Raw genomic sequence first — 25,371 nt, 5'->3', positions numbered from 1 at the left:
GCGCGGCTGCACCGTTGTCGACGACGCCTGCGCATCGCGGGCACGTGGCAGCACACCGCACACGATGAGCGTCACACGGACTGCCCTTCGATCGACCGGTGTCCGGCTTGCGGACTACCGGGTGACCGGGAGGTCGCGGGTCCTGTGACGTCCACTGGTTGTACGGCCCTGCGGCAACCGGTCAAGCGGCCGTCAGCGACGCGACGTAGGGCGCGAGCTTGGCCGGGTTCATCACCCACATGATCCGCTCGATGCCCTGCGGGGAGACGTCCAGGCACAGCAGAGCGACCTCGTCCCCATCGGCTTCGACCAGCACCGCCGGTCGCCCGTTGGCCTCCACCCAGCGGACATCCGCCTGCGGCCAGAAGCGGGGTGCGAAGGCCGCAAGATAGCGGGAGACGTGTGTGCGGCCCACGACCGGGATTTTGGACGCGCCGCGGATACCGCCACCGTCCGCGTAGCTGATGACGTCGGCCGTCAGGACGTTTTCCAGAACCGCCATGTCACCCGTGCGCGCCGCGGAGAGGAAAACCTCCAGCAGACGTCGGTGATCGGTCGGGCTGACGCTCTCCTTGCGCTCGGCGGCAAGATGCCGCCGAGCGCGGCTCACCAGCTGACGGCCGTTGGCGTCACTGGTCTCCAGGATGTCGGCGATGCGCGAGTAGGGGTAGTCGAACGCCTCGCGCAGCACGTAGGCGGCACGCTCGACCGGGTTCAGCTTCTCCAGAAGCAGCAGAACCGCCATTTCCACGGCTTCGGCGCGCTCGGCACCCAGCTGGGGGTCCTGGCTGGTGTCCACGGGCTCGGGAAGCCAGGGCCCGACGTAGGACTCGCGGCGCACCCGCGCCGACTGCGCGACATTGATCGCCAGGCGGGTGGCGACCGCGGTCAGGAACGCGGCGGGCTCGCGGACCGTCGTGCGATCGGTGTTCTGCCAACGAAGCCACGCATCCTGCACGACGTCCTCGGCCTCAGCACTGCTGCCGAGCACGCGATAGGCGATGCCGAAGAGTTGCGGACGTGCCGCGAGGAAATCCCGAGTCGCCCGGTCGTCGGTGTCGGATGGGGCGCCAGCACACATTGGAATCGTCCCTTCTGGCCTGTCCGTCAGCCATGCTACGCGCGTCCGGGCTGGTGCGATTCGACGGCAGGACCGTGTGAACCCGCGTCGGCACAACGTGGCACTCGTTGTGACCGTGCCTGCTCGCCGTCTCACTTCCCCGCGTCCTGCTCGCCTGAGACTGCGCGCACCCGGCGATGACACCCACGCGCCGGACTCACCATCACGTCCCGGTGTCACAGGCCGACGCCCACTTCGGTCCTGTCGAGTGACCCACCCAAGCCACCGGAGCTGGAGTACGAGGAATGACGTTGTCCACTGACACCGGCGCCGACCGGCGCGCTCAGCCCCAGCTGGTTCATCACGTTGTGACACCTCGTGATGTCCGGCCCTGCGAGGAAGCTGCCTGACCGGCGCCGCCGAACGGCGCTTTTCCCGTCCCGGCAGTCGCGAAGACGGTGGGACACTGTGCGTCGTCCGCTCCGCACCGTCCTCATCGCCGTGCCCGGCCCGCCGGGCAGCCTGTTCAGGGGCCATTGCCGCTGGTCAGGCCACCAAGCTCACGACCAGAGCCGCACACATGAGCAGAACAACGCTGATCAGCGTCATGACCATCAGTGTGCCGCGCAGCCACCGTCCGGATCGGATGCGGTGCGCGTTCTCCGCCGCACTGATGCCGTCGACGATGTGATCGGTGGCCATGCGCGCCACGTACCGCTGCTCGTCGAGGTGGCACCGCTCCAGATCACGCTTCTGACCAGGGCTGAAGTCCGCGGCCCGCGCGGTGAATTCGGCCAGGCGCCGACGGGCCGCGCCGAGGTGGGCCTGCCGGTGCACATACGCCTTGATGTCGATCAGGCCGCGGGCTGCTGTCTGCTTGTACGTGTCCATCGTCAGCTCCGAAGTTGAACGTGCCGCTGCCAGGGTTCCGTGAACGTGCTCACCGTCCGCAGGCCCGGACACCGGTGCAGGGGTTGTGCAGGACGCGGCATCCGGGCGCCGGGACCGGACGGCCGATTCCCCACGTGATCGGCCGAGGGAACGTCCCTTTTCACCTCATGAGACCGAGCCGAGAGCCCGTGTGTGACACGGCATGCCGAAATGAAGTCCCCGCTGTCCGGCCGTGGCCGCTGTTCGAGGGTCACGCCGTTGAGTCGGACGGAGTCGGCAGCCACGTACCGGGCGCGGCGTGTGTCGAAGGCGACACCGCCTCCGATCAGGCATGGTGGCCACCCTTGGACCGTCCGCTGACTGTGCGCTTGCCAGGTCCGCTACGGACGGGGTCACGGCTTCGGGGACGACCGACCGTATCCACACTCTCGATGATCTCGACTGTGAACAGTGGCGGTCTCGGTGTCACAGACCGACGGGGTGCTCGGTCAGTAAGCCGAAACCCGTTCACCGTTTGAGGAGATTCCATCATGGACGCACGCATCAACTACTTCGGCAACGCCCTCGCGGGCAAGGTCATGCGGCACTTCAACTCGGCCGCCGCGGCGCTGGCTCCGGCCCTGCCGGCCGCCACCGAGGAACTGGTGAAGATCCGCGCCAGCCAGATCAACGGCTGCGGCTTCTGCACCGACATGCACACCAAGGAAGCCGCGGCAGCCGGAGAGACGCAGCTGCGCCTGAACCTGGTGGCCGCGTGGCGCGAGGCCACGGTCTTCACCGATGCCGAGCGCGCGGCACTGGAACTGGCCGAACAGGGCACGCGCCTCGCGGACAGCTCGACCGGTGTGACGGACGAGGCATGGACCAACGCGACCAAGTTCTACGACGAGGACCAACTGGCCGCGCTGATCTCGCTGATCGCACTCATCAACGCCTACAACCGCATCAACGTCATCAACCGCCAGCCGGCGGGTGACTACCAGGTCGGCATGTTCGGCTGACCCCACGCGTGCAGGCGCACGGCAGAGCCTGTCGGCCTTCTGCTGTCGCAGGCCTGTCGCCGGAGGGCTGACCCTCGCCACCCGTCCGTGCCGTAACAGTCACAGACTGCTACGGCACGGACGGTCATCGTGACGTAACCGGCTCTGCGAAGCCTCTGCCGTACGCGGGCCCGGCGAACGCGCCACCAGCGCGGTGAGCGAGGTGTCACACGTTCGCCGCCTGTCCGGTCAGCTCTGTGAAGAGCGCCGATGGGGAAGCCGAGGCACCTCGGCCCCGTCTCGGTTTCCGGAACTCTCCGCGCGAGGGAGGAATCGGAATGGATCAGGCTGGTGCCGCGATGCCGATTGCGGAGCTGTGCGACGAACGACAGCACCTGCTGGATGTCGCCCGCTGGATGCTGGGCAGGGGCCACGAAGCCGAGAGCGTCGTCGCCGAGAACTACCGACAGTGGTACACGCTTTCCGAGCCGGACAGGGGGCGGATCGCCGATCCCCGGTCCTGGCTCGCGAAAACCGCAGGAGCCATCTGCCTGGCCCACCTGGAGCTGCCCGAGCGCCGGAGCGCCGACCTGCAGGCGAGAGGCGTCCGGTCCGGTCAGCGTGACGGCTCCCTCGAGGAGGAGGTGAGCCAGGTCCTCCTCGACGCGCTGGGCGCCCTGTCCCCGGCCGAGAGGGCAGCCTTCGTCCTCGACGACGTGTTCGGTATGGCGCCCGGAGCAGTCGCCGACGTCGTGGGGCATACCGAACGGGAGTGTGCCGAACTCGCCGAGCGTGCCCGGCACAGCCTGCGTGCCCGACGGGCGCGTACCACAACGCCCCGGCAGCACGACCTCGTCGTCCGCGCGGTTGGTCGAGCGTGTGCCGACGAGAACAGCCGCCGGCTGGCGTCGCTGCTGGCAGCCGACGTCACCGCCTTCTTCGACGGCGGCGGGAAGGTGCGGGCCCTGACCCGGCCGATCCACGGCCGTCTGCGGGTCGCCCGCGGTCTGCTCACTCTGCTCGCCCGGCACCCGTCCACGACGTTGGTCCCTCACTCCGTCAACGGCCGGACGGGGCTCATCGTGCGCTATGAGAACCAGGTCGCGGCCGTGATCTGCCTCGACATCGCAGGCCTTCACGTGGTCCAGGTCTGGGTCGTCCTCAACCCCGACAAGCTCCGCCTCTGGAACCGGACCGAACGCGCGCCCGGCACGCCGGGACCGCAGGACGACGCCTCCCGCTAGGGGCACGGCGATCGCGAGACCGTCCGGGCGAGGCGGAAGGCGCGTCGCCGAGAGCGGAGCCATCCGTCTGCCCGGTCAGGACTGCCCTTCTGCACTTCGGAGCCGGCGGTCCAGGAATTCGATCAGTCCCGTCTCCGAACGTACCAACCGCTCGCGTTCCTCAGGGGGCAGGGATGCGAGGGCATCGGCCAGAACCCGCTTCCGCGGGATGTGAACCATGTTTGCGGAGTAGATCCGGCACGTCGAGCACCAGGCGAACCCGATGCAGCGCTCGAACATGTCGGACTCGGGCGGATAGAAGCGGTACTGGTACGAGCGGACGGGCGTCGCGCATGCGGCGCAGATCCGGCGTTCACCGTCCGGAACGGACCAGTCGCTGCCAATCTTGCGCCAGTGCTGCCGCCCGGCCGGTGCTCTTCAAGTCGTCATGTCCGGCATTCTGCCCGACCGAGGCCGACGCCCGGGACCGGGACCGGACTCGCGTTTCGGTCGGGCCTGCCTGACTCGCTTGCCGAACCAGTCGTTGCAGTCCGGCCGCCGACCGCGGCAGATCCCGCCGCCAGCCCTCGAAGCGCGGGTCGGACCAGCATCGGTGGCACGCACACGAGACGCGCGTTCACACGGGGTCCGCCTGTCGGCCGGCATCTCCGGGCATCCGCTCGTCGGCTGCCGATGAGCCGCCCTCCATGGCCTCCGCGATGGCGACGGCGACGGCGGGCAAGTCCCAGTAGGCGGAGTGGGTCCACAGGCCGGAGCTGGTGGAGTGCGGCACGGCGCGGTCGACCGGTTCGGTGCCGTCGTCGAGCCGGAAGACCCGGGAAGCGGCGAAGGCCAACATGTCCATCGGCTCCCAGAGATTGGTCCAGCGGCCGAGCGAAGCGGGGAGCCGGACCGGTGACTGTGCGGTGTAGGGCAGGAGTTGACCACCCCGCGGATCGCAGACGTGGAAGAAGGCCGCCTGGGAACCGAAGGTGAGCAGATGGTCGGTCCACAGCGGCTCCCCCGCCGTGGCCATGTCCACCGCGATGACGCCGCCAAGGCTGTGGGCGACCAACCGCACCGGGCGCTGTGGCCCTCGTCCCAGGTTCGGGTCGATCTCGTCGATCCGCTCCCGGACACGGGCGTGGATGACGTCGCGGTGGCGCTGGTAGACCAGCACGTCGCCGAGGAATCGGGTGGTGCCGGGCAGGATGCGTGTGCGCACGGCCTGGTTGACACGTCCTGCTGCGGCGCCGATCGCCGCGCCCGTGATGCGGTCCAGATCACGTAGCCGCCTGCGGAGCATGTCGCGCCACCGTCCCGTTCCGGGGCCGGACGGGCCGCGGAGAGCGTCGTATCCGTACGAGGTGTCCGCATCGGGGTCCGCATCCAGCAGCACGCGGGCCAGGGCGCGGCCGGTCTCCGCCAGCAGAGCTGCGTCGTCCGTCCGGCTGAGCCAGCGGGTGTCGGGCCATTCGTCGACGAGACAGTCCATGACTTCATCGGCAGTGGGCGTGCCCGGACTTACGTCGGCTCGCAACGGTCCTTCGTCCGAAGCCAGTTCACCGCGCAGCGCGGCATCGACGATCCGCAGTTGATCGACCACGAGGGGCTGTGCGGGGAAGAGATAGGAGGGAAGGCTGTCGGCTGTCTCGTCGCGCAGGATGTCGCCGGGTCCTACCGGGGAGATGAGCTTGGTGTCGCGGGTGGGAAGGGCCGCGGTGATGAGACGGTCCTCGGCGCCGAGGTCGCCCCAGTACACCGGCACCATGTCGACGCCCGTCGCGTTCTGAAGAGCCTCGACGGCGGCGGTGAAGCCGTCACGGTCGCGGTTGGCGACACCGTGGATGACGAAGACGGGATCCGGCATGGGCTGGGGCTCCTTCGCGCGGGAGCTGTTGAGCGTGGCAACAGCGGTTCGGGACGGGTGAGTCGGTGCGGATCTCGGGATCACGAGAGGCCGACGGGCTGCCGGCGTGGCACGGGTGCGGGTGTCACCTCGCGTCGGTGGACGTGCTGCGGCTTGCCGTGGCGGCCGGACTGCCGTAGACGGCGTACGCGAGCCAGGTCGGATCGCCGTGCTGGTCGCGGATGGCCTGGCGGGCGGCGAGTGAAGCCTGGCCGAGGGACTGGCCGCCTTCCAGAAGGTGGTCGTAGAAGGCCTTGGCGAACTGCATGGCCGAGTACGAACGCACCGGCCACAGCGTGCCGATGAACGCGCCCGCCCCGGCTTCCAGGAACTGCGGTGCCCAGCCGAGACTGGAGCCGAACCAGTCGATCTCTCCCGCGCTGCGGCAGGCGTTGAAGAACACCAGCGGATGGTGCGGGCGCAGGCTTCGGGTCTGCGCGGCGGTCGCGAGGTCGATGGGGTCGAACGGGCCGTCAGCCATGTGCACCCGGGATCCGGAACCGGAGAAGGCGTTGTGACAGGCGAAGTGCAGCAGTCCGGCATGGCCGCGTTCGATCAAGGAGGTGAGGGCGGCACGCTCGGTGAGAACGCCCGCGTTCGCCACTCCCGGTCCGAGCCATTTGCGCAGCACGGTGATCTCCAGCTCCGCGTCCGGCGGTGACCCCGGTGGCATGACGAAGGCGGCACCGGGCAGTTCGAGCCGGTGGACCCGGTCCTGGCGGAAGACGCGGCGTACGACGGGCAGCCACTCGGCGAGGAAGCCGTTGTCACGATGCGGCTCGAGCGGGTAGAGCAGCTCCCACGGCACGAAATCGTGCTCGCCGAGCACGGTGAAGGAGGTGATGTGGTCGGCCTGCTCCCAGAACTGTCGTTGTACGGCCTCCGGCACGGTCGACTTCCACAGCTGGACGCCCTGGTTCTTGAGGCGGCCGCGGAGCCCGGCCGTGTCGGCGCGTGAACCGGGTCCGGCCCGGCCGGCGGCCTCGCGCAGCTGGGCGTAGATCTGCTCGGCGGCCTGCCGCGGGTCGCCGCCCCGGAAACGGAACTGCTCGGGTGGATAGCAGGTCTCGCTCAGCAACTGAAAGCTCAGCGATCCGTCCTCGATGTTGCGGTGCACCTGCAGGGTGACCTCTCCGGGCGCGAAGGCGATTCCGGGCAGCAGGGCACGGCGCCGCGGCCCGTCCCTGGTCACGCCTCCTTCCGTCACCGAGATCTGGCAGTGCACCGCTCCCAGGTACGTGCCCTGGTGGAAGGCGCGGACGATCACCTGGTGGAGGCCTGGGTGCAGGGTGCGCAGGCCGAAGTACAGGACGTCGGAGTCCCGTCCCGGATACACGACGAGTTGCTGCTGGAGGTCTCCCAGCGCGTGCAGGCCGGGCGCGGTGACGGTGATCGTCAGTTGTGCCCCCTTCTCGGGCAGGGGGAACGGCCGCATGAGGACGCCGGCTCTGTCCTGGCCGAGCTCTCGGGCGATCTGTACGTGGAGCGGCACCTCACAGTTCGGAGCGGCTTGCTCCGCCAGTTCGGCGATGAGGTGGTGTGGTTCTGCCAGTGAGTCCATTCCGTCCGTGGGCGGGACCGGCGCGGACTCGGCTCGCAGCCAGGGTGGCGACAGGGCCGGCGCGGGAGCCGATCCGCCGCTGTGTGACGAACCGCTGTGTGACGAATCGCCTTGTGACGAACCGCTGTATGACGCACCGAGGTGGTCGCCAACCAGGGCGCCGCGTCCCAGCAGGCGTCTCGACGGCGATCCGATGCCGCCTGCCGCGGGGCTCGCTCCGCCCAGGGTGTGGTCGTCCGTGCCCGGAACCTTCTCGTTCGGTCCCGTTCCCCTCTGACGTCGCTGCTCGACGCGGCGCCGTAGATTGTCGAGCCGGCCGCGTACGTCCTCCGGTGCGCGTGAGACCCCTGGGCCGGGAGCGACGTCGCCTGCAATCAGTTCGGCTCTGGGGACACGTCTGGGCAGCCCCGATGTGGTGACCCCGCCCGTCGCGGGACTGCCACGGCGGCCGCCCTGTTGTCCGCGCAGACCCCCGGCCGTCCCCGGGGTGCCCTCGTCCTCGGCCCCGACTCCCGTCGCACCCCGCCTTTCCGGTCCGGGGCGGGTGGATCCGACGTCGTGGCGGCCGAAGCCGAAGGACGTCGGCGGACCTGGCCGGCCGACATCACCTCGGCCCTGCACCGTCCCGTCGCCGTACGACTGAAGGGAGTAGTACGCGCCGGCGGATCCGTTGACCGATGCCTGCCCGTAAGCGTCAGGTTCGTGGTCCTGGCCGGTCGGCGAGCCCCGCGTCGGGGACGAGGCCGGTGGACGGCCCGACTGCATCGGCCCGGTCATCGCCGGGCCCGTCTGCTGCTGTCCGCCGTACAACGGCGTGGCGGATGTCGGGAAGCTGGTGCCGGTAGCGCCGGGCGGCCCTGCCCGATACGCCGGCTCGATGGGCGCGGCCGGGGGCGTGTCCGGCCCGCCCGGTCCAGGAAGTTCGGCCCTGTCGTAGTCGGCGGGCCTGACCGGAGCGTCGCGCCCGGGCGTGCCGCCGTCGGCGCCGCGCGCCGAGGCTGTTCCCTGCTGGAGGGCCGTGAGCCGGGCGCGCACGTCCTCGGGGGCAGGGGACGGCCGGGGGCCCGCCGCCATGTCGTCGTTCCCGTACGGATCCTGCCCCCCGTACGGCCCGTAGCCGTCGCCCGGACGGCCACCGCCCATGCCCGTGGCCGGCCGGGCGACTCCCGATTGCGATCCACCGAAACGAGACTGCGGTTGGGGAGGTCGGCCCTGGCTTCCGCCCGGCGCACCGGCGCCCGGGTCCTGCGTCCACGTACGGGTCCGGGTGAAGCCCTCGACGACAGCCGCCGCCAGGACGCGGTACGCCTCGCGGGTGCCGTCCTGCATGCTCGCCAGGCCCTGACCGGAACCGTCCGCAAGCCGGCCGTCGAACGGTACGACGACGACGCTGCGACAGGCTTCACGCAGCCGCTCGACTGCTTCCCGGACGGACAGCACGGGGCCGTCGGCGCGCGTTCCGGTCAGGACCACATGGCTGCGATCGGCGAGGTACCCGTAGGCGGCCAGCGCGTCGCGGGTGGCGGCGACACCGGTCTCGGACAGGTCGCTGACGAATATGCGCTGATCGGCCTTTGTCAGCGCGACGAAGGTGGCCAGTCCCTCCACTCCGGTGGCGCAGTCGGTCAGCACGATCGCATACGGGCTGAGAACGGTGAGGACGCTGCTGTAGGAGGCCGCGTCGAGTGGCCGGCCCGGTGGGGTGATGAGGGCGTCGGTGTCGAGAACCTCCAGTCCCCACGGCGTGCGCAGAGTGAACCTGAGGACGTCGAAGCCGTCGTCGACGAGGCCGGCGGTCAGGTCCCGCACGCGCGCGTCGATCCTGCGCGCGGCGGTGCAGGCGGGCAGCTCTCCGCCGCCGAGGTCCACGGCGACGACCCGGTCGTCCCGCTCGGACGCGAGGACGGCACCCAGGGCGGCGGTGGTCGTGGTCTTGCCCGTGCCGGCGGTCGCGCTGACGACCGCGACGAGATGGGCTCTGCCGGACCTCAGCGGGGTACGGATGGCCTCGGCCAATGCCTGGGAATCGTTGCCCGGGCCGCGTGTTCCGTCCGGCTGCTGGGGCCGGCCCGGCACAGCCTCTGCCCGGCGATCACGTCCGCTGCCTCCGATGACGGATCCCGGCTCAGCCATGCCTCCTCCTCGTGCCCTGGTGCGGGCAGTTGGCGGCTATGCCGGGAGACATGGGCGGCGGGACCGGCGTCTGTTCGTACGTCGTGCGCAACCGTCACGTTCTTCGGCTCGCCGGAGGAAGCCTGGCAGCCCCGGCTGTGAAAGCCGCATTCCGTCTCTCCTGCCCGGCCCTTGAGACACAAGTGGCGCAGGAACGAGATTCAGCGGGGGTGCCCCACTCTCCACGATCGACCACTCCCCCGGTGTCGGTGCGGTTCCGCTCGGCAAGCCCGACCGTCGGCCACCGTCTCCTGCTCGCGGCAACGCGGGATGACGAGCCCCTCGGGATGCCAACTACCGTGCGACAACTCGGCCGTGAGGCCCAGCCATCGCCCGACACATTAGTTTCATTTCACGCCGGAACGCAGCAGTTCCGGGTATCCGGGATGTCCGAAGCGTGACCGGCCCTTCAGGACCTGGAACCCGTTCACCGGGCACACCGGTCACACCGGGCACATCGGGTCGATGGCGTTCTCCCTGGACGGGTGTCAGGAAAAGCCGTTGACACGCTGGACCAATGGCCATGGATCCCGAATGTTGAGATCGTTCTGTCCATTATGTGATTACCCTCTTGGGGCGGCTGCTGCGTTCTGCCACGATCCCTATCAACCAGGTAGGAAAACTAGGAATCAGGGGGTGGCCGTGGGAGCGCTCAGCTGCGCAGACCGGGGGCTGCCCGTGCTGACCTCGCGTCGTCACATCGACTTCGTCCGTACGTCCAGCGCCATCTGTCGGCCCGTCCGAGATCGCAGCACGCATTTCCGCATCTCCTTGATGACCCCTCCTTCTCTGAGAGGACACCTCCGTGTCTGCCGCAAGACCGCTCACCACCCTGCGCACCCTCGCCGCCCTGGCCACGCTTCCGCTCCTGCTCACCGCGTGCGGTTACGGCTCCGCATCGACCGACGACGGCAAGCAGACCCCGGCTGCTGCGGCAGGCGCCAAGAAGCTCTCCGCCGACGAAGTGAAGATCGGCTACTTCCCCAACCTGACGCACGGCACCGCTCTGGTCGGCGTCCAGGAGGGCCTGTTCCAGAAGGAGCTCGGCGGCACCACGATCAAGACCTCGACCTTCAACGCCGGCCCCTCCGAGATCGAGGCGCTCAACGCCGGGTCCATCGACATCGGCTGGATCGGCCCCTCCCCCTCCATCAACGGCTACACCAAGTCGGGCGGCAAGAACCTGCGGATCATCGGCGGTTCCGCCTCCGGCGGCGTGAAGCTGGTCGTCGATCCCAAGAAGATCAAGTCCCTGGCCGACGTCAAGGGCAAGAAGATCGCCACACCTCAGCTCGGCAACACCCAGGATGTCGCGTTCCTCAACTGGATCGCGGACCAGGGCTGGAAGGTGGACGCCGAGAGCGGCAAGGGCGACGTCTCCGTGGTCCGCACCGACAACAAGATCACCCCGGACGCCTACAAGTCCGGCTCCATCGACGGCGCCTGGGTGCCGGAGCCGACCGCGTCGAAGCTGGTCGCCGAGGGCGCCAAGGTGCTGCTCGACGAGTCGACGCTGTGGCCCGACAAGCAGTTCGTGATCACGAACATCATCGTCTCGCAGAAGTTCCTGACGGAGCATCCGGATGTCGTCGAGGCCGTACTGCGCGGCTCGGTGAAGACGAACGAGTGGATCGCCGCCAACCCCGAGAAGGCGAAGGCCTCCGCCAACGCGGCGCTGGAGAAGCTGTCGGGCAAGGCGCTGCCCGCCGACGTCGTCGACCCGGCCTGGAAGTCCATCGCGTTCCTCGACGACCCGCTGGCCTCGACCCTCAACACCGAGGCCGAGCACGCGGTCAAGGCGGGCCTGCTGGACAAGCCCGACCTCAAGGGCATCTACGACCTCACTCCGCTCAACAAGGTCCTCAAGGCCGAGGGCAAGGACACGGTCGACGACGCCGGTCTCGGCATCAAGTAACGACAACCGCTCCCGACGAGTCCCCAGGAGGTGACGACCATGGCCGCCACGTTCATCGGCATGGCCGAGGACACCAGGACGGTGTCGCACGCCGCCCGCATCGAGCACGTCTCGAAGTCCTTCCCCGCCCAGGGCACGCCAGGCGGATCACAGCTCGTGCTGGACGACATCACACTCGATGTCGCACCGGGCGAGTTCGTCACCCTCCTGGGGGCCTCGGGCTGCGGCAAGTCCACCCTGCTCAACCTGGTCGCGGGACTGGACCGGCCATCCGCCGGCTCGATCAGCACGGACGGCCGGCCCGCCCTGATGTTCCAGGAGCACGCCCTGTTCCCGTGGCTGACCGCGGGCAAGAACATCGAACTCGCGCTGAAACTGCGCGGGGTCGCCAAGCCCGAGCGCCGTCAGGAGGCGCACCGGCTGCTGGCACTCGTACGGCTGGAGGGCGCGTACGGCAAGCGGGTGCACGAGCTGTCGGGCGGTATGCGCCAGCGCGTCGCGCTGGCCCGGGCGCTGGCCCAGGACAGCCGACTCCTGCTCATGGACGAGCCGTTCGCGGCTCTGGACGCCATCACCCGGGACGTCCTGCACGACGAACTGACCCGCATCTGGCAGGAGACGGGACTGTCGGTGCTGTTCGTGACGCACAACGTGCGCGAGGCGGTACGACTGGCCCAGCGCGTCGTCCTGCTGTCCTCCCGGCCGGGACGGATCGCCCGGGAGTGGACGGTCGGTATTCCACAGCCCCGCCGCATCGAGGACAGCGCGGTCGCCGAACTGTCCGTAGAGATCACCGAAGAACTGCGTGGGGAGATCCGCCGCCATGGCCAGCACTGACACCGGCACCGGCACCGGCACCGGCACCGAGAAGGACGGCTCCACGGCCGTCCGGGGCGCCCGGACGCCGAGTGATCTCGCGGGAGTGGAGGCCGGGCTCGACGCCCTGGACTCCGTACAGACCGGTTCCGCACCGCTGCGCGAGACCCTGATACGCAAGGTCCTGCCCCCCGTCACCGCCGTGGCACTGGTGCTGGTCGTCTGGCAACTGCTGGTGTGGGCGCACGTCGCCCCCGACTACAAGCTGCCCGCGCCCTCCGCCGTGTGGGGCGAGGTGCGCGACGCCTGGCTCCGGGGCACTCTGCTCGACTACATCTGGACCAGCGTCTCGCGCGGTCTGCTCGGCTTCCTGCTGGCGCTCGCCCTCGGTACGCCGCTCGGCCTGCTGGTCGCCCGGGTGTCCTTCGTACGGGCGGCCATCGGCCCCATCCTGTCGGGCCTGCAGTCCCTGCCGTCGGTGGCCTGGGTGCCGCCCGCCGTGATCTGGCTGGGCCTCAACGACTCGATGATGTACGCCGTGATCCTGCTCGGCGCGGTCCCGTCCATCGCGAACGGCCTGGTGGCGGGCATCGACCAGATCCCGCCGCTGTACCTGCGGGCCGGCCGGACCATGGGCGCGACCGGCCTGCGCGAGGCGCGGCACATCGTGATGCCGGGGGCACTGCCCGGCTACGTGGCCGGCCTCAAGCAGGGCTGGGCGTTCTCCTGGCGGTCGTTGATGGCCGCCGAGATCATCGCCTCCTCGCCCGATCTGGGCGTCGGCCTTGGCCAGTTGCTGGAGAACGGGCGCAACAACTCCAGCATGTCGCAGGTGTTCCTGGCCATCTTCCTGATCCTGCTCGTCGGCATCGCCATCGACCTGCTGATCTTCAGCCCGCTGGAGCGGTGGGTGCTGCGCAGCCGTGGCCTGCTGGTCACCCGCTGAGCGAACGGATCCCCCTCGACAGGAAGTCTGCGCCCGGCCGTCGGCCACGCGCACACGACAGCACCGGCCCGCACGAGCGTCACCGCCGCAGGCGAGCCGGTGCTGTCGTGTGCGCGGGAGGCGGGTCCTGCCGGCGTCGGAGCGCAGGTGAATCAGCTGGGCGACATCTCGCGCCGCTCGCGCCGCTCGCTTCGCTCGCCGGCGGATGGCGACATCGCCGTACGCATCGCGGCCGTGCGCGCTGGTGTCGGTCGACGCCTGTGCGGAGGTGGCCCGCGCAGCATCCGTCGATCCGTCCCGCGAGGTCCGCGTCACGATCGCCCAGGCCCTGGCCACGATGGACACGAGCTCGGGCATAGCCCGCTCGGCCCTCGCCGCGCTCGTCGACGATCCCGACGCCCTGGTGCGCGGGGCGGCCTACGAGGCTCTGGGCACGCGGGGCTGCCCTCCGGTCCTGGCCAACCCCGCCGGGGCGGCCTTGTCGGACCCGGCCTGGCAGGTTTCGGCCTGCGCCGCCACCGCTCTGGCGCCGCCACCGCTCTGTCCGCCGCGGACTCCGGCCTGGCCGTCCCGGCTCTTGCCAAGGGCCTCAGCGACCGGAACGCCGACGTCCGCAAGGGCGCCGTACTGGCCCTGACCCGGCACCGTGCCGTCGAGGACGCCCGAGCCGCCCTGGCCACCGCGACGACGGACTCGGACGCGGACGTCAGGGCCTATGCGATGCGGACGCTGTGACCGCGACCTGCCGTGCGGCCGGCGAGGCGGACGCCGGTCAGGGATTTGTCCAGGCCTCGGGGTCCTCCGTGAGGCTCAGGACCTCGTCGGGCAGCTTGGCCGAGGCCACGTGGGCCAGGGTGACCTCGCCGAGGATCTTGCGGACGTTGGCGCGTGCGGCGATCCACAGCGGCAGCAGCGACTCCGCGGGACCGGAGTAGGAGAGCTCCGGCGGGCGTACTCCCCGCACCGAGACCAGGGGGCCGTCCGCTACGCGGATGACGTCGGCGATGGCGATCGACTCCGCCGGGCGGGCGAGCCGGTAGCCGCCGTTGCCGCCCCGCTGGCTGACCACGAGACCGCCCCGGCGCAGGTCGCCGAGGATGCCCTCCAGGAATTTGTGCGGGATGCCCTGCGCCGCAGCGATCGCCTCGGCCTTGAGCGAGACCTCGCTCCCTGCGGCGGCCAGTTCCAGTGCCGCCCGCACCGCATAGTCCGCCCGCGCCGAGATCCGCATGCCGCCATTATCCCTCACTGCCGTGTGCGCCCCCGCACCGGTCGCCCCTGGTCAGGCGGGAAGGGCGAAGGGCGGGTGGGCGCCGTTGAGGAAGTAGTCGCCCACCTCGCGCAGTCTGTGGGCGACCGGCTCGCGCAGGGTGTGTGTGCGGGCGTTGCGCCAGAAGCGGTCGAAGCCGTGCCGCGCGGAGGCGGCGTCGGCGCCGATGACGTCCAAGGCGCGCGTGGTGATCTCCTGCGCGGCCCGGGAGGCGGCCGACTCGGCCACGCCGGCGAGGACGGCGATCTCCGCGCACTCCTCGTAGTCGAGTTCCTCGCCTTGTTCAAGGCCGTGCATCAGGGCGTCCACCGCCTGCTCCGCAAGGGCGGAGGCGGCGCGTGCGACGACGGTGAGCTCGCCGTACACGGTCAGCGCGTGCGGATCCTGCGGCGGGCTGTCCGGCCAGGGCTCGGGCGAGAACGGCTGCCAGGAGGACCTCATGCCCCTTCCGCACTCGCGCACCTCGGCCAGCAGGCCCTCTGCCACGCCGAGACAGAACTGGACGGAGACCAGACGCGCGGTCGGCGCGGCCAGGGAGGCGAAGGGTGACAGGGCGCCCTCGTCCGGGGAGAGGGTGCCGAGCACATCGTCGGCCGCGACAGGCACGGAATCGAACTGCACGCCGCCACCGGCCGCCAGCCGCTGGCCGAAGGCGTCCCCGCTGCTGCCGCTCACGACGCCCGGGCGAGCGGGGTCGACCAGGACGGCCCACGGCTCTCCGGTGCCGTACCTGGCGGCCCGGACCACCAGCCGGTCGGCGATCCCGACTCCGGTGGCATACCTCTGGTAGCCGTTGAGCAGATAGCCGCCCGAGGTGGGGGTCAGGATGAGCGGTGGTTCGTGTGAGGAGATACCGCCTCCCCAACACCACTGCCCCGCCGTCGTCTCCCGGTCGATACGGTCGGCACGGGTGCGGTCGGCGAAGAACCGGGCGCTGCGGGACAGGAAGTAGTGGTTGCCCAGCAGGTGGCCGATGGCGCCGTCGGCCGCGGCGACGGTCCGGATGACCGCGTAGGCCGTACGCCAGTCCGCGCCGCCTCCCCCGAGATCGGCCGGCGCCGACAGTGTCAGCAGTCCCGACTCGCGCAGCCGCGCCACCTCGTCGAGCGGTGCCTTGGCGGCCTGTTCGCGCTCGGCCGCGTCCGTGGCCAGGTCGTCCGCCATCTCACGGGCTATGTGCAGCCAGTCGGTCCGACCGGTCCCCGTGTCGGCCACCTCGTCCGCCTTCACCGGTTACGTCCTCGCCCGCTTCATGCGGCCGCGGGTGCGGCTGTCGCTGCAGCTCAGTGCTGTGGTCATGGCGTCCTCTTTCAGTAGGACAGAGGGCGACGCGGTGCCCGGCGAGGCGGCGTGGGGTGCGGCGATGCGTCGGCTTCATCATCCTCACTCTCCTCTTCGACCACCGTCAACACTTTTCCTAGTAATCCGATAGGGAAACTATGAAACATGCGGCGTTCCGGCTGATTCACGCTCCCGAATGGCGAGTTCGCGACGGCGGGCGGCCGGGTGGTCGTCCCTGCCCCACGGGCTGCCGCCGCGTCGCGGAGGCGTTCGCTGAGCATCACGTAGCGGGCAACCTGATCGAAGGGCCGGCTGCGGGTCGTTCCCCTCGAGCCGGGGCCGAAGGCGGATGGCGGACTCCAGCGCGTGCCGGGTGCCCTTCTCCGCCAAGGCGTTGCCGAACCCGTGCCCGGTGAGTGGCTCGGCGCAGAGGAAGCCCGCTGCTCCGCCGTCCCGTCCTCCTGCAGCACTTCCACGAAGCAGAAGTGGTTCTGCGAGCGATCCGGCCGACGCCGGAATCGGCCGCCGACAGCAGCCGGACGACCTCGCCGAGCGTGCGGGTGCTTACCTCGGCGAAGAGCACCAGCCTGCCCTGCGGACTCGCGGGCACGGTGGTGGCGGTCCGCAGCCGGACCAGGTCGGCGCCCCGTTCGACCGGACGGGCGGGGCCCGGCCGCCCCAGGACGACCACAGCTCCCCGGCCCCGTCGGCGAACTGTCCCGCGCGTTCGTATCGGCCTACGTGCGCCAGCCGGCCCCCGTACGGGAAGTTGGCCCCGGTCCAGGCATCGCCGGAGACCACGGCTCCGGGAGCCACCCGAGGAGCAGCTCGACCGGTTCCGCCTGCAGGTCGTACCGAGTCCGAGCGGTGTGACGCACCGCAGGCTCTGGCGAAAGCGACCAGCCTTCAAGGCTCACCGGCCTGAGACGTTCTCTTGGGGCGCAAGCAAACGCATCCCCGAACGGATCCCCGGTTGAGGGGAAGACATCAGCCCTCTCAACCGGGGGATTTCGCGTACTTACGCCTTCCTGAACACGTCCTTGATCAGGATCTTCCCGTCCCGCAGAGTGAAAAGATCTATCCCCCGCTCGATGACCTCACCACCGATCTTGCGCAGCGCCCATTCGACGACGGCCTGTTCACCGTTCACCAGGAAGACGGGCTCCTCGAAGACGCCTTCCAGACCCTGGGCCGTGATCTGCTTGGACAGCTCGTTCATCTTCTCGATGTGAGCGCGGATCTCCTGCTTGTGGAGGCTGGTGCCAGGACCGTCGCCCTCCGGGAGGATCCATACTCCGTCGTCGGCGAAGCAGTCCCACGCTCCGTCGAGGTCTTCCTTCGCGCCGAGCTCGAAGAAGCGGCTCACCACGTTGTCGGCCATGTGACTTGCTCCCTTGTCGTGTAGGTGACGGTGTCGTGCACGGTGGTTGCGTACGGGGATCAGCTCAACCGGACAGGAAGCCGGTCCAGCGTGCGGAACTGGAGGCTGTCGCGCCAGCGCAGGGACTCCTCGCCGACTGCCAGCCGCCAGGTCGGATACCGAGCCAGCAGCCGGCCCAGCGCGATCTCACCCTCCATACGGGCCAGAGGCGCCCCCAGGCAGTGATGGATGCCGTGTCCGAAGGCTAGGTGGCTGTTGGCGGTGCGGGTGGTGTCGAGCGCGTCGGGTTCGCTGAAGCGGGTGGCGTCGCGGTTCGCCGCCGCGAGGGAGATGAAGACGATGTCGTCCCGGGGGATCCTCAGCCCATCGATCTCCACCGGTTCCAGGGTGTAGCGGACTGTGGCCAGGTTGAGCGGGCTCTCGTACCGCAGGAACTCGTCCACCGCGGCCGGGATGGCACGGGGCTGTGACCGCAGCCGCTCCTGCTGTGCAGGATCCCGCAGCAGCGCGTACACCGAGTTGTTGAGCATGCTCGCGGTCGTCTCATAGCCCGCGCTCATCACCAGGAAGATGGTGGACAGCAACTCGCTCTCATCCAGCCGCTGCTCGTCGTCGTCAGTCTGGAGCAGCGCGCTGACCAGGTCGTCGCCCGGCGTCTCGCGCTTGTACGCGATGAAGTCCTGCAGGTAGGTGCTGGCGGCCACATGGGCCTGCATCTTGTCCCGCATCGTCGCCTGGACGCTGGTCAACGTGGCGTTCCAGGAGCGGAACTCTTCGCGCCGATCGCCGGGTATGCCGAGCAGTTCCCCGATGACAGTGATCGGCAGAGGCAGCGACAGCGCCTCCACCAGATCGACGTCCTCACCCGGCGTGATGCGGTCGAGGAGTTGCTCGGTGGCCCACTCGATCCGCGGCCTCAACTGCTGTACGCGCCGCATCGTGAACGCCTTGCCCATGATGCGGCGGAGCCTGGTGTGGTCCGGCGGGTCGCTGAAGAGCATGCTCTTGAAGTTCGCAAGCTGCACGGGCTCGGCGTTGACCTTGTTGCGCTCCACGATGCGCGGCAGGTCTGCGGCGTCCTTGGACAGCCGGGGATCCGCCAGCAGGGAGCGCGCCGCCTCGTAGCGGGTCACCACCCAGGCGTGCAGCTCGGCGGTCAGAGTCTTCACCACGACCCGGTGAGCCGGTGCCTCGGCCCGCATCTCCTGGTAGATCGCGTACGGGTCCTGGGTGAACTCCGGGCTCAGCAGATCCACCACACCCGATATTCCACTCACGCGTGTCCCTCCTGCTTCATCCTGCGGGCCTCTTGGTCGGCCAGCCAGCTCAGGGCCAGCCGGGCGGTCGACGCGGCGAACTCCTGGATCACGGACAGATGATCGGCGCCCGCCACCTCGAAGCTGGTGTGCGGAATGGGCCAGGCCGGCCGCAGGTGCGCAACCACGGGACGGCCCGCCCAGGGACCGGCAGGCACATGACGTTCCGCGGTGAGTTGCAGCGTCGGCGTCGGCGTCGCGATGGGACGCCAATCGGAGAAGATCATCAAGTACCTTGCCATTGCCGTCAGTTGGACTTCGGCGATCCGTCCGAAGCGCTCCGGGTCGATCGCGTGGTCACCGCCAAGCAAGGTCTGCTGCATGTCGGCGAGCCCTTGACTGCCGGGCAGGTGGGCGTCCAGGAGTACCACCGCTCGGGCGGGCTCCCCGGTCTGCGCCAGGTGCTCGGCGACGGCGTGGGCGACCCAGCCGCCGGAGGAGTAGCCGACGAGCACCGTGTCCCGACCGTCCGCGCACCGCCGCACCGCATCGGCCCTGTCGGCGACCAGCTCATCGAGGCATGTGGGCAGTGGCTCTCCCTCCTCGAAGCCCGGGTGCGGCAGCACCGACAGGGGGTACGCGTTGCGAAAAGGAGCGGCGAAACGGGCGAACTGGAAGGCGTTCGAGGGCGCCACCACGGAAGGGAAACAGATCAGGGCGGGGACGACCGGGTCACCGGTGCGGCTGAAGACCACGGGGGCGGTGACGGCACGGCCCGGGGACTCGGTCTTCGTATCCCTGAGCCGGGCCGCCGACTCCAGGAGGTCGAGGCCGACCTCCATCCGGCCTTCGGCGCAGGCGGTGCGGAACAGCTCGCCCAGACCACCATCGCCGCTGTCCTCCCCGCCGCCGGCGTCATACGAATCCAACAGCACAGAATCGTCGAGCAGTTGCAGGAGACGCTTGGTCAGGAGCCTCGGCGACGGGTGGCTGAAGACGAGGTCCGCGCTCAGCGGCAGCCCGGTAGCCACTTTGAGGCGTTCGCACAGCTCCACCACCGTCAGGGAGTCGAACCCCAGCTCGGCGAAGAGGCCGTCGGGATGTACATCCTCGTCCGGCCCGAAGTCGAGGATGACCGTGACCTCGGAGCACACGCCCCGCAGGAGCACATCCTCCCAGTCCTCTCGGGGGGTGACCTCGAGGCTTCGCCTCAGCGGGAAGGAGGGTTCAGACGAGGGCTCGTCGATCACAGGTGCGAGGATCCCGTCGAGGGCCAGTGAGGGCTGGACTCCATCGATCCAGTATCGCTTGCGTTGGAAGGCATACGTGGGCAGGTCGACCGCGTGTGCGCCTGACCCCTCGAACAGTGCGCGCCAGTCGACGGGTGCGCCGGTGCTCCAGACAGAAGCCAGAGCCTTGACCGTGGTGTGGGCTTCGTCGCGGTTGCGGCGCAGCATCGGGGTGCAGCCCGGGACCAGGGAGGACAGGGCCGCGTCCGGACCGACCTCGACGAAACGGACGACTCCTGCCTCGCGGGCGGCCTCGATCCCGTCGTGGAAACGGACCGCGTCCCGCACGTGACGCACCCAGTACTCCGGGTCGGTTGCCTCAGAGATCAAGGTCAGCTGCGGCTCTCGGAAGGTGACCCCGGCCAGGACCCGGCGGAAGTCGTCCAGCATCGGCTCCATCAGCACCGAATGGAAAGCATGGCTGACGGGAAGCCGCTTCACCTTCCGACCCTCAGCCTCAAAACGCGCGGCCACCGCAAGGACGGCGGCCTCCTCACCGGAGATCACCACCGCGTCCGGGCCGTTCACCGCCGCGAGCGACACCTGCTCCGAGAGGAACTCCGACACTTCGGCCTCGCTCGCCTGCAGGGCCGCCATCGCCCCACCCGAAGGCAGCGCACTCATCAACCGGCCCCGGGCCGCGACCATTTTCACCGCATCGTCCAGCGACCACACACCCGCCACATGAGCGGCAGCCAGCTCACCGATGGAGTGCCCCACCATGACGTCCGGGGTCACGCCCCAGGACTCCAGCAGCCGGAACAACGCCACCTCACAGGCGAAGATCGCGGGCTGCGCCCACGCAGTGTCCCCCAACACCTCCGCAGGACCCTCGAACATCACCTCCCGCAACGACCCGCCGAACGCCGCACACACCTCGTCCAAGGCCCTCGCGAACACCGGATACGCCGCATACAACTCCCGGCCCATCCCCACCCGCTGCGACCCCTGACCGGAGAACACAAACCCCGTCCCACCCACGCCAGCGATCCCGCGGGCCAGCTCCCGTCCGTCAGCCGTCACCACGGCCCGGTGCTCGAACACCGACCGCGTCGTGACCAGCGACCACCCCACATCCACCGGATCCAGGTCGGGAACGCACTCCTCCAGCCGGCTCAACTGGCCGCGCAGCCCTTCAGCCGTCCGCCCCGACACCACCCACGGCACCACAGGCAACCCAGCAGAAACAGCAGCCGGCAACTCCTCCTCAGCCTCTTCCAAAATCACGTGTGCGTTCGTCCCACTCGCCCCGAACGCGGACACCCCGGCCCGCCGAAGCCGGCCCTCCTCCGGCGCCCACTCCCGCGCCTCCCGCAACAACTCCACCGCACCCGACGCCCAGTCCACCTGCGGCGTCGGCTCATCCACATGCAACGTCGCCGGCAACACGCCCTGCCGCAGAGCCATCACCATCTTGATCACACCAGCCACACCCGCAGCCGCCTGCGCATGCCCGATGTTCGACTTCAACGACCCCAGCCAGAGCGGCCGCTCGGCATCCCGACCCTGCCCATACGTCGCCAGCAGAGCCTGCGCCTCGATCGGATCCCCCAACCGCGTCCCAGTCCCATGCGCCTCCACCACATCCACATCGGCAGCCGACAATCCCGCACTCGCCAACGCCGCCCGGACCACCCGCTGCTGCGACGGACCATTCGGCGCCGTCAACCCATTACTCGCCCCGTCCTGATTAACCGCACTCCCCCGCACCACCGCCAACACCCGATGACCCAACCGCCTAGCATCCGACAACCGCTCCACCACCAGAACACCCACACCCTCGGAGAAGCCGGTGCCGTCCGCATCGGCCGAGAAGGCGCGACACCGGCCGTCGGGCGAGATCCCCCGTTGCTTGCTGAAGACCTGCAGCATGCCCGGGGTGGCCATCACCGTGGCGCCGCCAGCGAGGGCGAGGGAGCACTCCCCCGCGCGCAGCGACTGCACCGCCAGATGCAGGGCGACCAGGGACGACGAGCACGCCGTGTCCACCGTCACCGCCGGCCCCTCCAGACCGAACGTGTAGGAGACACGGCCGGAGACGACACTGCCGACGTTCGCCGTGAGGAAGTACCCCTCCAAGCCCTGGGGGCTGCTCTTCATCAGTTCGCCGTAATCCTGCATGCTGTTGCCGAGGAAGACGCCGGTGTGGCTGCCGCGCAGCTTCTGCGGGTCGAGGCCCGCGCGCTCCAGCGCCTCCCAGGAGGTCTCCAGCAGGAGCCGCTGCTGCGGATCCATCGCCTGCGCCTCTCGCGGGGAGATCCCGAAGAAGCGGGGGTCGAAGTCGGCGGCGTCGGTGAGAAATCCGCCTTCCCGGGCGTAGACGGTGCCCCACTGGTCGGGATCGGGGTGGTAGAGGTTCTCCAGGTCCCAGCCGCGATCCTGCGGGAAGGCCGTGATGGCGTCCGCGCCGTCGGCCAGCAGGCGCCATAGTGCCTGCGGGGTGTCGGCGCCGGGGTAACGGCAGGCCATGCCGACGATCGCGATGGGCTCGGCGGTGCGGGACTCCAGTTCACGGATGCGCTTGCGCGCCTGGACCAGGTCGGCGGTCACCCATTTCAAGTAGTCCCGGAGCTTGGTCTCGGTTTCCATGGACTCGCGCCCGTCCGTCACTGGTCCCTCCCGAGTTCCTGGTTGATGAAGTCGAAGATCTCGTCGTCGGTCGCAGTCTCGATCCGCTCGGCCGCGTCGGCGTCCTCGTCCGGGGCGCCGGGCACCGCACCACGGGAGTTGGCCATGGCCGCGATCCGGTCGAGGAAGTCACGCAGCCGCTCGGTGGCCTGCGGCCGGTCCCAGTAGTCGGCCGCGGCGGTGAGCAGGGAGTTCTCCAGCCGGTCCAGACCGGCCAGTGGGTCGTCGGGGTCCGGTTCGGCTGCGCCGCCCAGCGCGTCGCGCAGATGCTCGGCAAGGGCCGCGGCGGTCGGGTGATCGAAGACGACGGTGGCCGCGAGGGCGAGACCGGTGGCGGACTTGAGCCGGTTGCGCAGTTCCACGGCGGTGAGCGAGTCGAAACCGAGGTCGCGGAAGGCCCGTTCCGCGTCGACTGCCGTGTCCGAGGCATGGCCGAGGACGGCGGCGGCCTCGGTCCGCACCAGGCCGAGCAGCAGGGTGCGCTGCTCGCCCGGCGGGAGCCCGGTGAGGCGGCCCGTCCAGGAGCCGGTGTCCGCCTGCGGAGCGCCCGCGGCCTCGCGGGCGACCAGTGCGGCGACGTCGGGCAGGTCGGCGATGAGCGGGCTGGGGCGGTGGAGGGTGAAAGCGGGCAGGAAGCGGTCCCATGCCATGTCGGCGACGACGAGGGTCGTCTCGTCGTCCGTGACCGCCTGTTCCAGTGCGGTGATCGCCGATTCGGGTGCCATCACGATGACACCGCCGCGCGCCAGTCGGGCCGCGCGTTCCTCGTCCAGCATGCCGCCGCCTCCGCCCCAGGCTCCCCACGCCACGGAGGTGGCCCGGCCTCCTTCCGCGCGGCGGGCGTGTGCAAGGGCGTCGAGGTAGGCGTTGCCCGCCGAGTAGGCAGCCTGCCCTCCGCTGCCCCACACTCCGGCGATCGAGGAGAACAGCACGAACGCGTCCACCGCGTCGGGTTCCAGGAGTTCATCGAGGTGGCGGGCGCCCGCGACCTTCGCCGTCAGCGCCTCGGCGATCCCCTCCGGGGTGAGCTCGGTGAAGGGGTCGGATGCGGCGGTGCCCGCGGCGTGGAACACCGACCGCACCGGGTCGCCCGCCGCGGTGAGGTCCTTGAGGAGTTTCTCGACCGCGGACCGGTCGGCGATGTCGCAGGCGACCAGGCTCACCCGGGCGCCCAGCACGTCCAGTTCGGCGGCGAGCGCGCTCGCGCCCGGCGCGTCGGGCCCGCGGCGTCCGACCAGGACGACATGTTCGGCCCCGCCGCGCGCCGCCCACCTGGCGACGTGGGCGCCGATCGCGCCCGTGCCGCCGGTGATGAGGACGGTTCCCTCGGGGGTCCAGGGTGTGCGGTCCCGCTCGGGGCGCGGGCTGCGGCTGAGCCGTCGCACGAGGACCCCGGACTCGCGGATCGCGAGTCCGTCCTCGCCGTGCGCCCGCGCATCGCCGAGCACCCCGATCAGCCGGCCGACAGACCGCGTCGACGGGGCGGCTGGCAGATCCACCAACCCGCCCCAGTGGTCCCGGAGTTCCAGAGCAGCGGTCCGGCCCAGGCCCCATACCAGGGACTGGGCGGGGCTGGTGAGCGGGTCGTCGGCGTCGACGGACACGGCACCGGAGGTCAGGCACCACAGGGGCGCGCTACGACCGATGTCGCCGAGAGCCTGGGCCAGCAGGACCGTGTCCACCGCGCCCGTCGTGAGCACAGGGTGGTCGGGGTGCTCACGGTCGCCGAGCGCGGTGAAGGTCAGGACGCCCTGGAGGTCCTCCTCGTCGACGGCCTCGCGGATCAGCCTGCCCAGCGCGGCGCGGTCACCATCCGCCCGGTCCGTGTCCAGGACGCGTACGTCGGCTCCACCGGCGGTCAGTTCGTCGACGACGGCGGTGGCCCAAGAGGCCGCGGCCGGGTGGTCCGGAACCGCGACGAGCCAGCGTCCGGCCGGCCTGGACGTCGTACGGTCCGGGACTGCGCGCCAAGTAACGCGGTAACGGAGTCTGTTGACCTCCGAGCTTTCCCGGCGCTGCCTGCGCCAGGCCGCGAGCGCCGGGAGAACCGTGCCGAGCGCGTCGGTGTCGCCGAGGTCGAGGGTGCCGGCCACCGCCGTGAGGTCGCCGTCGTCCACGGCCCGCCAGAAGTCGGCCGTGTCGTCGGAAGCAGGGGAACCGGCCTGCGCGGAGGCGGCCTCGACGGGCCAGTAGCGCTCTTGCTGGAAGGCGTACGTCGGCAGATCGACCCTGCTCGCGTCCGCCCCGTCGAGGAGGGTGTGCCAGCGCACTGGCGCGCCGTGCACGTACGCCTCGGCCGCGGAGAGCAGGAACCGGCGCAGCCCACCCTCGTCACGCCGCAGCGAGCCCACCGTGACGGCTTCGGTCTCGGTCGCCTGGAAGGTCTCCGCGAGAGCGACCGCGAGGACAGGATGCGGGCTCGCCTCTACGAACAGCCGGAAGCCGTCGGTGAGGAGGGTGCGGACGGTGTCCTCGAAGAGAACGGTCTGCCGGAGGTTCGAGTACCAGTAACCCGCGTCCAGTGTCGTGGTGTCGATCAGGCCGCCGGTCACCGTGGAGTAGAAGGGAACGACGGACGTCCGGGGCTCGACGGGCGCCAGCAGCCCCGCCAACTCGGCCTCGATCGCCTCCACATGAACGGAGTGCGAGGCGTAGTCCACCGGGATACGACGCACCCGCACACCCTCACCGTCCAACACGCCGAACAGCTCATCCAGCGCCGACGCATCACCCGAAACCACCGTCGAGGACGGCCCGTTGACCGCCGCCACCGACACCGCACCCGCCCATGCC

General features: G+C 70.0%; 15 protein-coding genes and 2 pseudogenes. 7 read left to right on the top strand and 10 right to left on the bottom strand.

The features are described from left to right. Nucleotides 1–181: 181 nt before the first annotated feature. Both ACZ7OY_RS41025 and ACZ7OY_RS41020 read right to left on the bottom strand, forming a co-directional pair. Nucleotides 182–1,081: an RNA polymerase sigma-70 factor gene (locus ACZ7OY_RS41025; protein WP_472250622.1), complete on the bottom strand. Its 900-nt coding sequence runs from the start codon at nt 1,079–1,081 to the stop codon at nt 182–184. Nucleotides 1,082–1,606: 525 nt separating this feature from the next. Then, nucleotides 1,607–1,951: a hypothetical protein gene (locus ACZ7OY_RS41020; RefSeq protein ID WP_472250621.1), complete on the bottom strand. Its 345-nt coding sequence runs from the start codon at nt 1,949–1,951 to the stop codon at nt 1,607–1,609. A 530-nt stretch (nt 1,952–2,481) separates the two neighbouring features. Here ACZ7OY_RS41020 and ACZ7OY_RS41015 point away from each other — a divergent pair. Both ACZ7OY_RS41015 and ACZ7OY_RS41010 read left to right on the top strand, forming a co-directional pair. After that, nucleotides 2,482–2,952 (top strand): carboxymuconolactone decarboxylase family protein, encoded by a 471-nt coding sequence (locus ACZ7OY_RS41015; RefSeq protein ID WP_472250620.1) that lies wholly within the window; start codon nt 2,482–2,484, stop codon nt 2,950–2,952. Nucleotides 2,953–3,269: 317 nt separating this feature from the next. Next, the gene (locus ACZ7OY_RS41010; protein WP_472250619.1) at nt 3,270–4,175 is read left to right on the top strand and encodes a sigma-70 family RNA polymerase sigma factor family protein; all 906 of its coding nucleotides are present in this window, start codon (nt 3,270–3,272) and stop codon (nt 4,173–4,175) included. Nucleotides 4,176–4,791: 616 nt separating this feature from the next. Here ACZ7OY_RS41010 and ACZ7OY_RS41005 read toward each other — a convergent pair. Both ACZ7OY_RS41005 and ACZ7OY_RS41000 read right to left on the bottom strand, forming a co-directional pair. After that, a complete protein-coding gene (locus ACZ7OY_RS41005; protein WP_472250618.1) occupies nt 4,792–6,024 on the bottom strand; it encodes a hypothetical protein in 1,233 nt (410 codons plus the stop codon). Between the two features lie 124 nt (nt 6,025–6,148). Then, entirely contained in the window at nt 6,149–9,757 is a 3,609-nt protein-coding gene (locus ACZ7OY_RS41000) for a CHAT domain-containing protein (protein ID WP_472250617.1), read from the bottom strand. Nucleotides 9,758–10,601: 844 nt separating this feature from the next. Between ACZ7OY_RS41000 and ACZ7OY_RS40995 the strand changes: the two genes are divergently transcribed. The 4 genes and pseudogenes from ACZ7OY_RS40995 to ACZ7OY_RS40980 all read left to right on the top strand — a co-directional run. Then, nucleotides 10,602–11,711 carry an aliphatic sulfonate ABC transporter substrate-binding protein gene (locus ACZ7OY_RS40995; protein WP_472250616.1) on the top strand — a complete coding sequence of 370 codons (1,110 nt, stop codon included), beginning with the start codon at nt 10,602–10,604 and terminating at the stop codon, nt 11,709–11,711. A gap of 39 nt (nt 11,712–11,750) precedes the next feature. After that, nucleotides 11,751–12,548: an ABC transporter ATP-binding protein gene (locus ACZ7OY_RS40990; protein WP_472250615.1), complete on the top strand. Its 798-nt coding sequence runs from the start codon at nt 11,751–11,753 to the stop codon at nt 12,546–12,548. Further along, nucleotides 12,535–13,473, top strand: a complete 939-nt coding sequence (locus ACZ7OY_RS40985) for an ABC transporter permease (protein WP_472250614.1) — start codon at nt 12,535–12,537, stop codon at nt 13,471–13,473. The genes ACZ7OY_RS40990 and ACZ7OY_RS40985 overlap by 14 nt, the downstream gene beginning before the upstream one ends. Before the next feature lie 201 nt (nt 13,474–13,674). Continuing rightward, nucleotides 13,675–14,208, top strand: a pseudogene (locus ACZ7OY_RS40980) (HEAT repeat domain-containing protein); the annotation flags it as partial. Between the two features lie 37 nt (nt 14,209–14,245). Here ACZ7OY_RS40980 and ACZ7OY_RS40975 read toward each other — a convergent pair. Together ACZ7OY_RS40975 and ACZ7OY_RS40970 are read right to left on the bottom strand one after the other, a co-directional pair. Continuing rightward, a complete protein-coding gene (locus ACZ7OY_RS40975) occupies nt 14,246–14,704 on the bottom strand; it encodes an RrF2 family transcriptional regulator (RefSeq protein WP_472250613.1) in 459 nt (152 codons plus the stop codon). Nucleotides 14,705–14,755: 51 nt separating this feature from the next. Next, nucleotides 14,756–15,973: an acyl-CoA dehydrogenase family protein gene (locus ACZ7OY_RS40970; protein ID WP_472250612.1), complete on the bottom strand. Its 1,218-nt coding sequence runs from the start codon at nt 15,971–15,973 to the stop codon at nt 14,756–14,758. Nucleotides 15,974–16,824: 851 nt separating this feature from the next. Here ACZ7OY_RS40970 and ACZ7OY_RS40965 point away from each other — a divergent pair. Continuing rightward, nucleotides 16,825–16,920: pseudogene (locus ACZ7OY_RS40965) on the top strand (dihydrofolate reductase family protein); the annotation flags it as partial. Between the two features lie 122 nt (nt 16,921–17,042). Here the strand turns inward: ACZ7OY_RS40965 and ACZ7OY_RS40960 are convergent. The 4 genes from ACZ7OY_RS40960 to ACZ7OY_RS40945 form a co-directional block, all read right to left on the bottom strand. After that, on the bottom strand, nt 17,043–17,405 hold the full coding sequence (locus ACZ7OY_RS40960; RefSeq protein ID WP_472250611.1) for a nuclear transport factor 2 family protein: 363 nt from the start codon (nt 17,403–17,405) through the stop codon (nt 17,043–17,045). 59 nt (nt 17,406–17,464) lie between these two features. Then, the gene (locus ACZ7OY_RS40955) at nt 17,465–18,682 is read right to left on the bottom strand and encodes a cytochrome P450 family protein (RefSeq protein WP_472250610.1); all 1,218 of its coding nucleotides are present in this window, start codon (nt 18,680–18,682) and stop codon (nt 17,465–17,467) included. Beyond that, nucleotides 18,679–22,539, bottom strand: a complete 3,861-nt coding sequence (locus tag ACZ7OY_RS40950; RefSeq protein WP_472250609.1) for a type I polyketide synthase — start codon at nt 22,537–22,539, stop codon at nt 18,679–18,681. Before ACZ7OY_RS40950 ends, ACZ7OY_RS40955 begins: the two co-directional genes overlap by 4 nt. 17 nt (nt 22,540–22,556) lie before the next feature. After that, nucleotides 22,557–25,371, bottom strand: a 2,815-nt coding sequence (locus ACZ7OY_RS40945; RefSeq protein ID WP_472250608.1) for an SDR family NAD(P)-dependent oxidoreductase, incomplete at its 5' end; no start/stop codon positions are given.

The sequence above is a fragment of the Streptomyces sp. NPDC107559 genome (assembly GCF_055657365.1).
Note: the sequence above shows the minus strand (reverse complement) of the source record. Positions and strands in the feature narration are given on the sequence as shown.